The organism is Xanthomonas sp. NCPPB 3570 (assembly GCF_056725115.1).
Genome location: NZ_CM161513.1, coordinates 2,443,831 through 2,459,145 on the forward strand (window position 1 = coordinate 2,443,831; position 15,315 = coordinate 2,459,145).

The 15,315-nt window shown below is 58.2% G+C and carries 11 protein-coding genes; 9 read left to right on the forward strand and 2 right to left on the reverse strand.

From position 1 onward, the window contains the following. Positions 1 to 28: 28 nt before the first annotated feature. Both AC1PLR_RS10625 and AC1PLR_RS10630 read left to right on the forward strand, forming a co-directional pair. Complete coding sequence (locus tag AC1PLR_RS10625) at positions 29 to 433, forward strand: H-NS histone family protein (RefSeq protein WP_481103498.1); 405 nt, start codon at positions 29 to 31, stop codon at positions 431 to 433. 532 nt (positions 434 to 965) lie between these two features. Beyond that, positions 966 to 1,301 (forward strand): hypothetical protein, encoded by a 336-nt coding sequence (locus tag AC1PLR_RS10630; protein WP_481103499.1) that lies wholly within the window; start codon positions 966 to 968, stop codon positions 1,299 to 1,301. A gap of 116 nt (positions 1,302 to 1,417) precedes the next feature. Here AC1PLR_RS10630 and AC1PLR_RS10635 read toward each other — a convergent pair whose 3' ends face one another. Next, positions 1,418 to 2,158 carry a DNA/RNA non-specific endonuclease gene (locus AC1PLR_RS10635; protein WP_481103500.1) on the reverse strand — a complete coding sequence of 247 codons (741 nt, stop codon included), beginning with the start codon at positions 2,156 to 2,158 and terminating at the stop codon, positions 1,418 to 1,420. A 526-nt stretch (positions 2,159 to 2,684) separates the two neighbouring features. Here AC1PLR_RS10635 and AC1PLR_RS10640 point away from each other — a divergent pair. The 6 genes from AC1PLR_RS10640 to AC1PLR_RS10665 all read left to right on the forward strand — a co-directional run bounded on the left by AC1PLR_RS10640 (position 2,685) and on the right by AC1PLR_RS10665 (position 10,092). After that, a complete protein-coding gene (locus tag AC1PLR_RS10640) occupies positions 2,685 to 3,377 on the forward strand; it encodes a hypothetical protein (protein ID WP_481103501.1) in 693 nt (230 codons plus the stop codon). A 291-nt stretch (positions 3,378 to 3,668) separates the two neighbouring features. Beyond that, entirely contained in the window at positions 3,669 to 4,046 is a 378-nt protein-coding gene (locus tag AC1PLR_RS10645; RefSeq protein WP_481103502.1) for a hypothetical protein, read from the forward strand. A 135-nt stretch (positions 4,047 to 4,181) separates the two neighbouring features. Next, positions 4,182 to 4,832, forward strand: coding sequence for an imm11 family protein (locus AC1PLR_RS10650; protein ID WP_481103503.1), 651 nt, complete (start codon positions 4,182 to 4,184; stop codon positions 4,830 to 4,832). 43 nt (positions 4,833 to 4,875) lie between these two features. Beyond that, the gene (locus AC1PLR_RS10655) at positions 4,876 to 7,656 is read left to right on the forward strand and encodes an XVIPCD domain-containing protein (RefSeq protein WP_481103504.1); all 2,781 of its coding nucleotides are present in this window, start codon (positions 4,876 to 4,878) and stop codon (positions 7,654 to 7,656) included. Positions 7,657 to 7,925: 269 nt separating this feature from the next. Continuing rightward, positions 7,926 to 8,783: a hypothetical protein gene (locus AC1PLR_RS10660; RefSeq protein ID WP_481103505.1), complete on the forward strand. Its 858-nt coding sequence runs from the start codon at positions 7,926 to 7,928 to the stop codon at positions 8,781 to 8,783. A 436-nt stretch (positions 8,784 to 9,219) separates the two neighbouring features. After that, entirely contained in the window at positions 9,220 to 10,092 is an 873-nt protein-coding gene (locus AC1PLR_RS10665) for a hypothetical protein (protein WP_481100963.1), read from the forward strand. A gap of 28 nt (positions 10,093 to 10,120) precedes the next feature. Here AC1PLR_RS10665 and AC1PLR_RS10670 read toward each other — a convergent pair whose 3' ends face one another. After that, positions 10,121 to 11,167: a hypothetical protein gene (locus tag AC1PLR_RS10670; RefSeq protein WP_481100964.1), complete on the reverse strand. Its 1,047-nt coding sequence runs from the start codon at positions 11,165 to 11,167 to the stop codon at positions 10,121 to 10,123. A gap of 264 nt (positions 11,168 to 11,431) precedes the next feature. Between AC1PLR_RS10670 and AC1PLR_RS10675 the strand changes: the two genes are divergently transcribed. Beyond that, positions 11,432 to 14,947 (forward strand): hypothetical protein, encoded by a 3,516-nt coding sequence (locus AC1PLR_RS10675; protein ID WP_481100965.1) that lies wholly within the window; start codon positions 11,432 to 11,434, stop codon positions 14,945 to 14,947. The last annotated feature ends 368 nt before the right edge of the window (positions 14,948 to 15,315 follow it).

The window sequence follows — 15,315 nt, forward strand, 5'->3', positions numbered from 1 at the left end:
TTAGAGTTGCTGGCGGATTAAATTACTAATGACAAAACTACCTCTTGCAACCATCTTCAGCGCTAAATCTAAAATCCGAGAAGAGCTTCGTAAGCTTGAGGAACAAGAAGTAGCGCTCCGCCAAGAACAGGCCGCCTACGCTGCAGCCGAAATTGTAGGTCTGCTGTCCCAATACAGCGACTATTTCACGCCGAAACAAAAGGCCGAACTGGCCATCGCCATCGGCGCTAGGAGCCTTGGCCGTAGCGGCAAGGCTGCCACTACCCACACCAAGAAGGAAGTTACCCCCAAGTATTGGCTGCCCCATACTCAGGAGACCTGGTCGGGCCGCGGACGCACTCCTTTAGCATTCAAGGCGTGGGAAGGCACGGTGGCTTATAAGCACTGGAAGGTCAGTCACCCGAATGAGAAGTTCCCTAAGTATCCCGGCTGATCGGCAATCTGGATGTAGGTGGGATATCCGAGGAGGTGTGGTCTTAGGGCTGCCCTGAGCTGATCAGCGACGGGCAAATCAGCGCCTCGTAATTCGATGGGCGATCGCTGGCAATTGAACTTGATTCGCGGAATTCTTCATCTCCGGGCTTGCTCATCAGAAAAATAATGTTGCGTGCGCTTGGGTGTAGGATTCTTCTGATGTTGCGCTCAGCCTTCAACTGATCACAGGTCCGCCTTTCTCATGGCAATGTGATCCCATCGTCTAGGCCACTTCACCCACCATGGTTGGGGGACGGAGGCAACAACCTCCACTCAAGCGCCGACGATCAAGGGCCCCGCACGCGGGGCCTTTGCTTTTTGCCCGGCTGGGCTGGGGCCTGATATCGGCCAGGGCGAGTAGGGCCGCGGCTCGACTTCACGGATGCATTTGTCCAATCCCGTAGACGGTTTTTCCCAGCCTCTGGGCTGCGCTTGCGGCATCCTCAGCCCAGCAGTAGCGTCTATCAGGCCGCATCCTCAAGGAACGAACGATGAAATCCCTCTCAACGATAGTGATTGGGGTGGCCATGATGGCCGCCGGGTTGTCCCCGCTCGCCAAGGCAGCGCAGCAGCCGGCATTGAACCCGGCCGACGTCATCGAGGGCATGGGAGAACGCATTCCCCCCGGCAAGGAAAACGTCAGCCTGTCGCCGCTGTTCAAGACATACGTCTTCGAGAAAGCGGGGTTGAAATTTGTCCAGATCAACTCTCTCCAAGATGAGGTCATCACTGTGATAGTGGTGACCCCGGGTGCGGAATCCCGCCTGCCGATAGGCTCCGCCGCGGGCCAGCCGCTGCCCGTGCTCGAGGGCGACGCGACAAGTTGAGCGGACGCTCCCATTGAGCGGGACTCTCCTCGTAGTCTATCCCTTGCCAGCAAAGAGAAAGCCCCAGGTGGTGACCTAGGGCTTTTCAAAAAACGCGTTGCGGATCGGGTGCGTGCTCAGCTCAGATCGCAGTTGCTCGGCAGCTTCCACGTCGTCGCCGGTAGCATGTTCTTGACTGCAGAAGATGTGGTGATGCCAACATTGCTAGCGCCGATGAGTTCTTCCAGGTCGGCGATCGACACGATGTAGTCGTCGAGGCTGCCCAAGCCAGTTTGGTTCGGAATGATCCAGCTAATAGCCTTCTCGGCGCCCGTGCTCGGGTCCATAGTGATGATGGTCTTCCAGAAGTATTCCGGCGTGCGGATGCCGTGGCTCGACAGGAAGTAGTCGTTCGACGTGTCGCCGAAGACCACGCCACCGTAGACCTTCACCGGCTTGATGTCTCGGTAGCACTCGGCGACGTTCTCCGCCTGCACCCAGATCCCCTGGTTGAAGCCCGACACTTGCGGCACGATGTTGGACATCAGGTTCGCGCGAACGATGTAGGTCGAGTTGTAGTCCATGTGGTTGGACGTGACTAGGTGACCACGATCGTAGCCCGAGCGCACGCTGGCGTATGACTTCGTCGACGTCTGACCGCCACAGCCGCTAGGAAGCGTCGTATCAAGCTTGAAATCAGACGGACGCGCCGCGGAGCCAGTGTCCGGGTTGAGCAAGTATTCGTAGCGCGTGGCGGTGTGCTCTGTGCAGTCGTAGGTCAGGAGGAAGCCGCCCTTGTTGAGCGTGACGACCTGAGCCTGCGCTGTTGCGCCGGCGGTGGTGAACAGGAAGACTGCGAGGAAGATCTGGAATCGCATAGTGCACTTCTCCATGTGTTTGGGCAGGCCGCACGAACCCAGCAAGCACGGACAAGGGCCGTGCGTGTTGAGAGACGCGCGAGTTGACAGAGGTGGAGCAGACAGCCGAGACCGGCTCGATGCCGGTGTGGTGGGAGAGACGGCAACCGGGCCCTTTGCCAAGTAGTGGCACGCGGTTGCGCTATGTATCTAACAGCGAGCTGAGCGGGTCAACCGCGGTTTAGTCAAATTGTGACTCAGCCTCAAGACTTCGCCGCTGTAAGCTTGTATCCATTGCAAGGAAATGATGAGAACACAATTGAAGATACTTTCTTTGACGGATTGCATCGGAAGCATCAGATTCCAAGGCAGGTCCATTCACTAGCTCCAGATCCAGTCGCAGTATCCGAAGCCATGTTAGAGGCTGGCGTGGTAGCAAATCCTCAAGAAGCTCCACGGCAGAGCTGGGATGCCGAAAATGATGCCATGTAAAGTTGTTCTGATTATCATCGCTAATAAATAACTGTTGCCACCAAATACTTAGGTCATGGCTGCGATTCCCTACGAGAACCAACTGCTCGGCGCGTTTATCTATGCGCTAGGATATGAAGCAGGTCGAAACCAGCAATCCGTGCCGGTTAACCTGTTTCAACAAACCCCGCTAGACAGCTGCTTAGGCGACTTAATCGTCGGAGGAGCACGCTGCCTTGCCATTGAGTTCAAGCGTCGACGTAGTGATCTGCGCAGCGAACGCAACAAATGGCGTGCCGACTTCGGTAAATGGATCAATGAGAGACCGGAGCTTATAAATACCTCCTGCAAAAGTCACTTCGTCTGCTTTGGCGATCATGGAGACAGTGAGGTCAAGCTATCACTCGCGCGCTATTTGCAGGCTTACAACGATATGGAAAACGTAGTTGCGCTTCCGGCCGGTGAGGCGGTAAAGCACCTAGCCAAGCCATCCTTGCCTGGCAAGCAGCCGGCCTGGGGAGTTGATGGCCCTGCGCTTCTGAGCTATTTAGAAGCCATCCGGGTCTTTCGTAAGACCGAGGGCGGAAGATCTGGCGTGTACAGTGCGACCTGGCTAACTGTTTGCGCGTCCAACAGTGGCTATCAGATTCTTGCGGCACCGTCATTGGAGGCGCTACTTGGACACTCCAAGGAGCATGAAAATTCACATGCCCGCGGCCACGAGCGAGCTGCCGAGCACGAACAGGAATACGATGGACCCAGCATGTGAAGCAAGGACACGGTTATCAATAGGACTACACCGTATCAGCTGGGTACTCGTTAAGATTTTCGAAGGAAATGAGGGCGTTTTTGTCGCGCGCATGGAATTGCATGCATTCTGCGCCGCTGCAGCATAGGTCAATTAGACGTTATTCCATACGGAGAGCCCTGGCAAAAGGACAGGAAATAGGGGGCATTATCAGGGGTAGAGAAGAGTAGCCTCCCCCAGGTCGGGCATCGCGCCAGTTCCTTAATTCGGTAAGTAACACGGTCAAAGTTCGAGGAGAGGATTTTAGTCGCCATGAATGAAATGTCTTACGCTGCTGCCCTCGATGCTGGGCTAGAACCAATCTCTTATCGCAGCGACGCTTTAGAATTCCTGGGAGAAGGGTACTTCACGGGAAAGTTGGATGGCTTAGTGTGGTCAAAGCGGCAGCCATGCCTGATGGCATTGTTGACACTGGACAACGACGCGCGAGTTCAGGTACTGGGCTTTCAACGCCACTCTCGCAAAGACCTGCCTGAGTATCTAGGACTCCGCTTATTGACGCCGGGCCAGCGGATCGTTCTACAGGTTGATCGAGGCCTGCGTGGTGGGCTTCGGCCGCTGGTGCTCTCAGATGATGCTGGTCAAGTATCAAATCCGGGCGCGAAGCATCAAGGCGACGAGAAGCAATGAGTCGCTCTTGCAGGTAACTGAGGCTCTGGCGGGTACGCCGGCTATGCACGATCGACCTTGTCCGCGATACTTTCTCAAGCTACGATCAGCCTGACCCAACGTGCTGTTCTACCCCCGCATCCATGATGGAAGCCCATGAACGAACAGACTGCCATCCCCGTTTCGGTTGACACGGATTCCCACCAGGGCGAGTTCTACTTTCTGGAACCCAGCCGCTGGAATGATGGCATCGGGCACGGCCTGCAGTTTGCCAACGAAGCGGCGCTCTGTCGGCCGGGTATGCACACGGTCGATCCACCCAACGGCGACCCTGCCCAGTACCCCGAACGCCCTCACTTGGTACATGTGCCGGCCGAAGGCGGGTTGCCGCGTGATTTCGAGGTCTACGCCAGCATCTGGATTGTTTCGCAGGCGTTGAAAGATGTCTTCGATGCAGTGGACGCGCAAGGCTTTGCGTTTGCTGCGTGTGACTTCACGTTGGCCGATGGAACTCCCGGACCGCAGTACTACCTGTGCGATGTCATTCGCGAGCTGGATGCGCTTGACGCTTCGGCCTCCCGCGTGAAGGTCAAGGTTGAGCACGACTTCATCACCGACCAAGACGTGCAGTTCTACAGCATTGTCGGTGGTGCTTCGCTGGTGTTCAAGAAAGAAGTTGTAGGCGGCGCGCACATTTTCCGCCAGCCCAATAGTGGGTTCGACCCCATTTGCGACCGAGTGATGTTCGACGCCCTCAGCCACGCGGCGTTGGACGGTATACGACTGCAGGATGCTTCAGCGCTGTAAGCCAGCCATCCCCTGAAATGGACTTCTGAGCGGGAGTTGACCGATGTCTGATAAACCGCGTTTCCGTGGACACCATATATTCGAGCAGGTCGCGTACAAGGACAGCCGGCTGCTTCAGGAGCTGGACAAGCGCGGTCTTTTCCACCTGCACGATGAAGGCAATATCCTGAATTTGCCGGTCAACGACGAACTGGCCGCAAAAATGGGCATTTCACCTCATGGTGGCGGTCCGCTGGACAGCTACTCCAAAGAACTTTCCACGTTGCTTAAAGACCTGGAGGCAACTCCCGACGGAAAGGCCACGCTTGGCAAACTGGGAACACCCGAACAACAGGCTGCTGCCGCCGAGCGCATGGGTGCTCGGATAGCGAACCTCGAGCGTACCCTGCGGGCCGGTCTGGTGAACGGTGACCTGTTCACAAACTTGCCAGAGGGCATGTCCAAAGATGTGGCCAACGCCAAGAATCGCATATTCTTCGGTGACGTTGATGGCTATGAGCACGCACATACCGAACAGATCAACGAATTCAAGGCCATGAGGCCAGACGAGCTGCGCTGGCGCGCTGTGACCCAGTCCGAGGCTAACGTCAATCTGGCGCTGGAAGAACTAAAAAGGACCAACTCTCCCGCGCTTAGTCCACGCTGGGGTGGGCATGAATCATTTGGCGCCGCGATTGAAGAGGCCAATCAGGCCGGCCGCCTGCGTCTCACGGAACAAACTGCGGCGAACGTTCGCAGCGCCTTCACTCTTGAAAAGCCTTTGGTCATCACGCGACCTACGTCCACCTCCGGCCATGGTGCCAGCGCTTCGGAAGTAGCCAATCATATTGGAAGACCCAGCTCCAGCGTATCGGAACTAGCCGGCAGTGCAGGCCGGGGCGGTGTAACCGAAGGCGCTGCCAGCGAGGCGGCGGCCTTGGCCGCGCGCGGACGCATCAGCGGTGCCGGCATGCTCACCACCGCTGGTGTGGCCGCGGTGGCGTTGGATTTTGCAGTAACCGGCCACCGCGTGGTTGAGTTGCGCTCGCAGGGCAACCAGGCTGGCGCGGACTCGGCTACCACCCACTTCGTGGGACGTACCGCCGGCGGCATTGCCGGTGGCGTCAGCGCAGGTTTTGTGTACGGACTGATTGCCGGCTCGGAGACCGGCCCAGGTGCTTTGGTGACCGGCGTGGTGGGCGGTGTGGTCGGTGGGTTTGCAGGGGAATACTGGGCGCAGCAGCAAGACAAGAAGACCGTCTACACCCAGGTAGACCGCAGCGGCAACGAGTGGAGCCGCGACCCGGAAAAGCCTGGCAGCCCGTGGACCCGCACGGTGACTGCGCCCACGCCCGAGGGTGGCTTCCGGGAATTGCAGATGGTCGCCGGCGGAAGGCTGGTAGACGAACTGAACTACAAATCGGCCAACGACGCCTATTCGCTGGGGTTGGCCAACCTGCCTGAGCCCCAAAAACCGTTTCGCATCGATGCCAGTGGGGACCGCACTCCGCCGCCGGAGCCGTTTGAAACGAGCCGCCACTACGTGCGCAACCCGCAGAATGGCGAATGGAGTCTTTCCATCCATGAGGTGATTGATGGACGCGTTCCGGTCGATCGCTCAGTGGCGATAAGCCCGGAGAAGTCGGTGCAGTTGGAAGCGGAATCATTGCGCATCATTGCCCAGAACGCCGCCAACACGCCCGAAGCACTCGCCGCCCGCTACCAGGTAGCGTATGAGCAGTACGGCTGGCGCGACTTCGCCAACATTGAACCCGTACCCGAGGTGATCACCAACGCTCAGACCCAGCAACTGCCACTGATGGCCTCGGACGGTCACGAATACACGCTGGGCGGCGATGGCAAATGGACCACCCCCGGCACGCTCTATGGCACCAACACGGCAGAGCTAGACGTGCAGAAAGAGCTGGACCTCACTCGCCAAAGCCAGGAAGCGGGCTTGCAGGAACTCCGCACCATGGCCCAGATTGCCCACGACAATCCCACCCCAACCGAGTTGGGCCTGCGCGACCAAGTGATTTTAGGCTACCGCGCCGCCGGCATTTCCCGCACGCCCGAAGAGATTGACGCCGCCGTGGACGCGGTGACTCAAGATCATGCACGCGATATGAGCGAGCGCATACCATATTCCCTGCAAGTGCAGAAGGATGGCTCGTTGGTCACCTTGGCAGGCAAGGATGACGAGCGGATGGAGATCAAATCCGTAACAACGCGGGAAGAGATTGAACAGGCGCACGCCCGCCACGCAACTGCTCCAGAGGCGCAGCCGCCAGCCAAGGTGTCGCCCACTTCCCCCAGCACACCTGAGCCCGCACCAGTCGCGCCTGTGCCGCATGGCACTGCACCTGCCACGCAGGACAAGGGCGAAGTTGATCGTCGCCACGGCATGGCTCCGCGCCCGGAAGACACCGGGTTGGTGGAGCAGTTGCGCTCATCTGTGGCCAGGCTAGATGAAAAGCACAACAAGCCGTGGGACGACAGCAGTGATCGCCTGCTGGCGAGCGCTTACCGGATGGCGGCCGAAGCCGGGTTCAATCCCGGCGACAAGGTGGGCGTGGCGTTGAGTGAAGCGACCGAAACACGCGCCGCCGGAAGCACCCTGTTCGTGATGCGATCCGGGCCAGGGGCGTCGCCGGACCCTGCGGCAAACCGGGCGCATATGCCGACGCAGGAGGCATTGGCGGCTACGCCCGAGCAGCAGTATGCAGCCGCCAACCAGAGCCGGGCGTCGCAGCAACAGGATCGTGTGCAGGAGTTGGTGCAAACGCAGACCCAGGACCAGCAGCAACGGGACGAGCAGATGCGGCAAGGGCCGAGAATGGCTTGATCCCCGATGTTCGACCAACCATATGCCGGGCTCTGCCCAACTGCTGCTGGCGCGAACCCCGACCCCCCTTCTTCTGCAGCCAAAGGCGGGCGAGACTATGTCCGCTTCTGGCCGAAGGCGGACATTGGAGACACACGTGCACCGCAGCCGGCGACACCATGCTTGTTGGCCGGATCCAGCTGCCATAAGATCGAGAAGGAAAAAGGGGAAACCTCACCTGGATTGGGCATGTGCCGGGGCATCGCGGCCGTCTAGCAGGCGGTTAGACATTGATCGGGGGATTTGTGCAAACAGCAGGCCTGAGAGGATACAAAGCCACACTGGCTAAAGTTAACGATCAGCTCTGTTTTCATTTCTTTGCGGCCCAGCAAGCTGGACCTGCAATAAATCAAGCAGTAGCTGAACATCCTGATCGGTTCGTAACCGAGTCATTCCCGGAGAACTCTTTCTCTCCTAGGATCAACATTCGCAACAAGAGCTTGCCGGACTTTCAGAAGTCAGCGATGGAAACGCTGGGCGGCGTTGCGCTAGTCTTTGCGACCGAGTGCCTGCTTTCGTACAGCGACGAAATTCAGTCGCTACGATCAGAGGTTGTCCCAACCATCCATGACGCTATCACGCATAAAAAGCAAGAGGAGCAGCTCTCTGAGAAGCTGACACACTGGGGGGCTCCGCCACCTGCCGCCCTCACAAAGTCATTCGCTTACCTGAGGCTGCGTCGTAACCATATCGCCCACGCTAATCATGATCCGAATCAGTCGCTCAAGGAACTGACAAAGAACTACGGTAGCATGCTTGCCGCATATTGGGGTGGGCAGCCAACCAAGCTTCCTGGCTTATCATTCACCAGTCAAGATTTCTCTGTGAGTAGTGCGCAAGAGGCTTTCTCTTTGCTCAATCTTTGCAGAGTCGTTATGGAGAAGTACGACGATCTCTTATGTCAAACTATCCCGCAATCGGATATGGAGTCTTCTGCTCTAAGGAGCTTCATCCTGTCCAACAAGCATCTGCGAGGAAGGTCGCTCAGCGACCGACATAGGAAGTTCGCCTATCAATTCAAACTTAGTTTTGGAGTAGATCTGGCAATGACCGAGCCTGAGTTTGACCGCGCCTGGGCCAATGACTAGCAGTCGCTCAAGGCAAGCCCGATTCTTGCTTTGGTTACTCAGGCTGTACGTCGCGGTAAAAGCAAGAGCGGTGTCTGTCCGCTTCTGGCCAAGAATGGACATTGGGCAGAGTCGTGGATTCAGGATGTTTATCGGCGATAAGGAGAGCGCTTTTCGCTCTGAAGCGGACGTCCGAATCAAGATTTACGCCCTGATGGAGGACCAAACGGCGGGCCTTCCATAACGACCACGAGCTGAGCAATGGTTGGCCGCACTGGTTAGCGTCGAATAGTATTGAATGGCGCAGGATGCTTTTGTACAGGAGGCTTGGCAGGGTGTCCTAAAACGCAATCCGCTCAGAGAGGATGGATTGCCTGCGAGGCAACGGCTTTCATCGAGCACGGAGGAATCGCGTCTGTGGCAATGATTGAGGGCTTGTTGAAATCTGGAGCAGATCATGGCGAGGAAGAGTGAGACCCCCATTGGGGTCGCCGACATACGTGAGTTCTTGGCAACCCAGGACGATTTCGCTTTGGAATTGGCCATCTACCACCAGACGAAGCTGTTGGGGCTTGAAGTGACGCACGGCGGCAACTATGAGGATCCGGTAACGAAGAAACCGCGGCAGTACGATCTGCGAGTTTTCCGCGCTCACGGCGATAACCGCATCGACTTGGCAATCGAGTGCAAGAGCCTGAGTCCGTCGTTCCCGCTGTTGATCTCACGGATCCGCCGCATTCCGGAGGAGAGCTACCATCAGCTCATATGGTCACATGACGACGATGACGCCAGCGGTCCGTTCCGGGTCCCTGGGCTGGACGCTAACGCGCGGACCGCCAGCCTCCGCAACGAGGATTCGCTATACCGGGCGGGTGAGTTCGTTGGCAAGGCCACGACCCAGATCGGCCGGAATGACAAGGGCCAGTTTGTATCGGGCGATGGGCAGGTGTTCGACAAGTGGAGCCAGGCACTGGCTTCGGCCGCCGACCTGGTGTTCGACGCTACCGAGCATCACGCGGATAGCGAGAGCGGAGTCTGCAACACCTTCATCTGCCCGATATTGGTCGTGCCCGATGGCACGCTCTGGGTCGTCGACTACGAGGATGATGGCGCGGTACGCGGCGATCCGCGGCAGATCGACGAGGCGACCCTGTTCGTCGGGCGCGAGTATTGGGGGAGCGTGAGCCACCCCGGCTACACAATCAGCCATCTGCATTTCTGCTCCCGATCCGGAATCGTGGCGCTGCTGGGTCGGGTCGCCGGCGATCAGTTGCTTTGGGAGAGCGTGTTCCCGGTCGGTCCGATTCTGGCGTCGGTGGCCGGGGACTGAAACAAGCCACCGGCGCTTACCCCGCGTATCAGCCTCTTTCTGTGGTTTCGATCAACACGAGCGAGACTCCAGGGATTTCTTCATCCTGCCCGATCTCCGGCGCGAACTCGCCGGGCGGCACACGGTCGCCTCCGTTGCGTACCTGGCCAAGGGTTCGCAGCAGCAGCGATTGCATCTGGCTGCGCTCCGATCCCGGTACCACCTGGATGCCATCGCCGGACAGGCAACTGGTCATGAAACTCAGGGTGGACATAAGGGGATCACCCGCAGCACGTGAGGGACCTTGCAGGTCGACCCGACGCCGGTTGAAAACGTTGCGCAGTCCATGCGCCAGCAAGTCCCAGACGACCTGGCTCCAGTTGCTCGGATCAAGATCGAGATCGTCCTCGAATGGGCGGCCGCTAACGCCGACGACGAAGCGGAGCAGTTCGGTGGAGAATGGGAAGCACGGGAAAAGCTGCTGGCTTGGAGGGCACGTGGTCATGCAGTACGTGCCGGGCCATCCCAGCAGCCCTGATGCCGAAAGTCCGCCGGTACCATCATCGAGTAGCAAGTACTGCGCACCGACGTGAGCCAATTTCGGGGTCACGTCGCGCTGCTGCCCGTCGAGCGGGGCGCCTGTCTGGAAGTATTCGAATGGCGGCCACGATTGATACAACTGCAGTTGTACCTGCTCGTTCGCACCCACGGCATGTCCCGCTGCACCGCACCACTTGGCCTGCAACAGCAGTGCATTGCTGCGCGCGGCCTGCTGAGCCGCGTTGTAGTGCCGATGGACCAGCAGGATGTCGCCGAGTTCGCAGCCCTTGACGCCTTTCCCCGTCCGAACCAATGGGCGTTGATGGCAGAAAACCGAGGTCACCGTGCATGTGAGCCCGTACGGGTTGAGGATGCCGCGCAATGTGTTAGCGATGTAGGGTGTGCCCTCTTGCACCAGCATGGCCACGATATCCGGTTCCTGCGGCTTCTTCGGCCTGGACCTGACGAGGGCTTCGTGCACCGAGATGCGGAGTGCTTGCTCGAAGCCGGCTGTGGCGTAGGAACTGTGATCCAGAAGCAAACTTTCGAGCGTCATGAGTCATATCCATTGAGGTTCATGTCCACTCTAACGGTTGATGGTGGAAGCAGAAAGACAGGTAGTCGGGCCGCCGTTAGAGGTTGAAGAACCAGGATGCAGGGTTCTGGAAAGGCCGATGAGTGCTAAGCGTAAAGAAATCCTCGCATTGTCGTTGGGGAGGGAACGAGCACTCGGGCGCACTGCCCCTAAACGGCTGGCTGCAATAACCAGGTCGAGCGGCTTAGAATCGAGGCTGCATCAAGACATCAGGATGGACGGGGAATGGAGCGAGTGTCGGGGTTGGGCTATTCGTATTTCAATGCATGTCAGGTATTGCGCGAACGATTCCGGCGTTTCTCCAGAAAGAATTTGCCTGAAAGGATCCACCGCGAGAGCGGGCAGAGATACCTGGTTGATGTCGATGTCTTGGCGCTGTTGCGCGACACGACCTTAATACGGAACAACGTACCATCCGTCGCCGCTGCGGAATATATGCGGCTTCAATCGGATCTGGCCAGCGGGCTCCCGGACTACCAGGAGGCATTGGACAGGGGGTGGTTCCGACAGATTGGCGACGAACTCATTTCCGCGTGGCCATTGCGGGACTATGTGAGGACACAGGAGCCGTTTTTTGCCGAGGCTTTGGAAAACTACATTCGCTGGCTGCACGGCTACTCATATCAGGTGGCACACCCGGGGAACCATGCCACGGCAAACGAATTCGGGGCCTACCTCCTGGCCGATCGGGAAGTGCGCGAAGAACGCCCATTAGTTCTTTCAGCCGATTGGATTGCGGCGCGCTTATGGGACACGGTGCCGACGCCCGATATCAGGTCGTGGGCGGACTGGTGGGAGCTTCTGGATCGGCCGTCATTGCTACCAGTTCTTGTTTGGTCTTCCGAACATGCAAAAGTGTTTCGCAATGCCGCGTTGACGGCCTTACGTGAAGGCAATCTGCCGCGCTGGGGAGAGGATGGACGTGAAGTGACCCGGAACCTCCGCTTCAACGGCGACCAGCGGGGCGCATCGTCGCTGGATGAGTATCCCCAGCATTTGCTCGGGCTCTATCGTCGTTTGTGCTCCGAGCCAACAGATGGTCAGCGTGTCTATGAGTCATATCGGTTGACGAGTCTGGTCGGTCCGCTCGTCAAGGAGCTGCCGCATATTGTGGGGCCTATTCCATCGGCGACCGCCAGCACGCTGGCTGAGTTGGCGCTAATGTCCCCTGTCGTGCTGGACGCTTTGATCACGTACTTGAAACAGGAGCCGGAAGCGCTGGCCGATTTCGTGTTCTGTCCGCATGCAACATCACTGGTGTGCTACCTGGTGGCGACCTGGGATCGTATTGCGCCCGGGCAATGGGAGCAGCGGGATGCCGCCGCCGAGACGGTTCAACTCTCGTTGTTGATGGATTGCCTGGAAGTGCTCAAGCACTTCGTTGTCCAAGAGCGAGCCTCGCCGGAAGAGTACGGCCGCCTCCTCGCAGCACTGCAGGCGCAGGACGCGGAACGTCATGAGGGCCTGCATAGGCTTCCGATTGTGATCGAGCATCTTCGGTCACTACCTGCGTCCGTGCAGAAATCGATTCGTGGCGGCTTGCTGGCTCTTGGACTGGAAGGAGGCAGCGCCACCGATTTCACCGTGTTGCTCAAGGCATTAGCGGTACTTGGAACCGATCTGAAAGAAGACGAGGCCGCGCGCATTTCCCGTGCGTACAAAGAGTTGATCGGCGCTCTCAAGTTCGAACCGGACGTTGCCATGCTGGACGAATCAGCAGCCGGAGCACTTGCCGGGATCGGGATGAATCATTTTGGAGCCATACGGACTGAAGTGCTGGCTCCACTGGATGTGGCGGCACTCATCAAGTCGCGGCCCGAGGATCTCTCGCGGATTGGAGCGGCATTGTGCGCGCATATGCGTATCCTGGCGCGTGCAGTAGCCAGTTATCCAGGAGCGGTGCCGGAGGCGCTGGTGGATGCATTGGCCAAGGCGATCCACTCTGGGGCGTGCAGTCGGGCGGAACGCCAACAAGTCGATGCATTCGAATTTGCTTTCGAGCCTTGGCGAAAGTCGCGCCAGCGCCCTGTCGAGATCGACCTGATCGAGGCCATTCGCAGGCTCGATAGCCCCGCACAGCAAAAAAAACTCGTGGATGCATTGCTGAAGGTCGAAGAGCCGCTGGTGCTAGCCGCATTGCTTCAGCGCCTACCATGGATGCACCACGATGCCATCCGAAATCGGCTTGAACAGCTGAAGCCGGATGATGTCAGCCCCGCAAGCTGGATTCCGCAGTTGGATGGGCGGATCGATGCGCTACTAGACGCTGGGTTGGACGGGATGGCCGCGTTGTACCTTGAGGATCGGAACCGGCAGCTGGAGGGGCGGCAGTCTCCAGATGGGGGGATTGCGCAGTTGCGTGCGAAATTGCATTTGCATTTCTTGCGCAGTGAATTCCCCGAAATCGAACATGCGGTTATTCCCGCTGGCTTGGCGGGAGAACGAGAAAAGGATGCCCGGCGGACGATCGAATTTTTCCGTGGCCTGATGTGGCTGACGCGGACGCCGAAGGATCCAGGGAAAGCAGCCGTCATTTTTTCGCGGCTATACCGGGAGCGGCCCAGTACCACATATGCGATCAATCTTCTGGCTTCCCGGATCGACAAGCTGCTAGAAGGCAATTTATTCAAGACATTGTCGGGTGAGCAGGCATCTTTGGCTAGCTACGCGCTGCAGGAAGCGGACAACCAAATTGGAGATGGTGAGCAGCTGGATCTGAGCGGGCGTTCCGTGCACGACAGCAATTGCGCGAAGTTGTTGCTTGCGATGGGGCGGCCACGCGAAGCGTTGGCCAGATTGTCTTTGCTGGACCCAACCCTGCGCACAGCGGACAGTCTGGCGTTCGAGGCCGTGGCGAATGCACGGATTGGCGACCGCCAGCGCGCTGAGCTGCTTCTTCGCGTGGCGCGGGAAATGTTCGGTCCCAGCAATGCGCTTTTGAATGCAGCCGCGGATCATGTAGCGCACGTGCCTGATGCGGGTTCCTATGCTGTTGGTGCACGTGTGCTGATGGATGAGCAAGGCCTCGCCAGGATACGTGCGGGATTGCTGCTTTTTGCGGGGCTTTCTCCAGAAGAACAGGCAGCCGTAATGCGGCAGGGTTCGCTGCCGCTGGAGCAAGTGCTGGCTGAGGTATTCCGGGATTCAGCGGCGACGTTTGAAGCGGCGACTTCCTATCTCAAGCTGCATGACAATCATTATTTCGACGAGGATGACCTCAATGGCTTGTTCGCCGATATGGTGCGTGGCCGGATTGAGTCGAAGTTCGGATGGGCGGTGAGTGAGCAGTCACCAGGTGGATTCACTGCTGCAGGAAATGCGGGGAGGCGCGATTTTTCCATCGAGAAGAATGGCGTGGATATTGCCGTTTTCGAAGCATTGAAGGCCGATCGCCCCAAGGATGAGCGAATAGTTAAGCACTTCCAGAAATTACTTGCCTATTCGAATGCCAGCTTGTTCTTCCATGTCACCTATTCATTCAGAAAGGAGGGGCGGAAAGCGCGCGAAGACACGGAGATGTTCGCTTCAATTCGAGAAATGGCGAAGTCAACTCCGGATGGCGTGGACTTTCTCGGTCTAGAGGATATAGCCGCTGACGGTGCCAGGCCGTATTGCCTCCGGGGTGCCTATAAGCGGCATGGCTCCGACGTCACAGTGTTTTTCTTCTTGATCGACATGCAGCTGGGTGCATTACGTGCGGCCATCGGTGCGCCTGACGCGGTAGCGGGCCTTGATCAATAACGGGTGCTTCCGGCTTCAAGAAGCAAAGCCAGATCCGTCATCTTCGGCAGGACGGCTGCGGCCGCAGCCGTTGGGCGTCCGCTCAAGTCGAAAGACCATGCCGGGCAACCATCCGGGGCGTGTTTGTATGGCCACTGATACTCTGTGCTTCGGCGGCGGCCCTGAGTGCGGTGCTGGCTCTGTTCGATCCGCACAGTGAACGTGTAATGCCAGAGTGTTGAAGGAGCGTATCGGCTCGATCGGAGGTATCGCACACCAGGAATTCTACTTAAGCGCCGGTTCCCTGTCCCAACACGACAGGGAGCAACGGATTAGGGAGATTTATCGGGGGCAGGGAAGGGCACTTCCGACTCGACCAGAACTTCTGC

Coding starts and splice junctions, on each gene's coding strand:
- AC1PLR_RS10625 (WP_481103498.1), top strand. CDS start 29: ATGACAAAACTACCTCTTGCAACCATCTTCAGCGCTAAATCTAAAATC.
- AC1PLR_RS10630 (WP_481103499.1), top strand. CDS start 966: ATGAAATCCCTCTCAACGATAGTGATTGGGGTGGCCATGATGGCCGCC.
- AC1PLR_RS10635 (WP_481103500.1), bottom strand. CDS start 2,158: ATGCGATTCCAGATCTTCCTCGCAGTCTTCCTGTTCACCACCGCCGGC.
- AC1PLR_RS10640 (WP_481103501.1), top strand. CDS start 2,685: ATGGCTGCGATTCCCTACGAGAACCAACTGCTCGGCGCGTTTATCTAT.
- AC1PLR_RS10645 (WP_481103502.1), top strand. CDS start 3,669: ATGAATGAAATGTCTTACGCTGCTGCCCTCGATGCTGGGCTAGAACCA.
- AC1PLR_RS10650 (WP_481103503.1), top strand. CDS start 4,182: ATGAACGAACAGACTGCCATCCCCGTTTCGGTTGACACGGATTCCCAC.
- AC1PLR_RS10655 (WP_481103504.1), top strand. CDS start 4,876: ATGTCTGATAAACCGCGTTTCCGTGGACACCATATATTCGAGCAGGTC.
- AC1PLR_RS10665 (WP_481100963.1), top strand. CDS start 9,220: ATGGCGAGGAAGAGTGAGACCCCCATTGGGGTCGCCGACATACGTGAG.
- AC1PLR_RS10670 (WP_481100964.1), bottom strand. CDS start 11,167: ATGACGCTCGAAAGTTTGCTTCTGGATCACAGTTCCTACGCCACAGCC.
- AC1PLR_RS10675 (WP_481100965.1), top strand. CDS start 11,432: ATGGAGCGAGTGTCGGGGTTGGGCTATTCGTATTTCAATGCATGTCAG.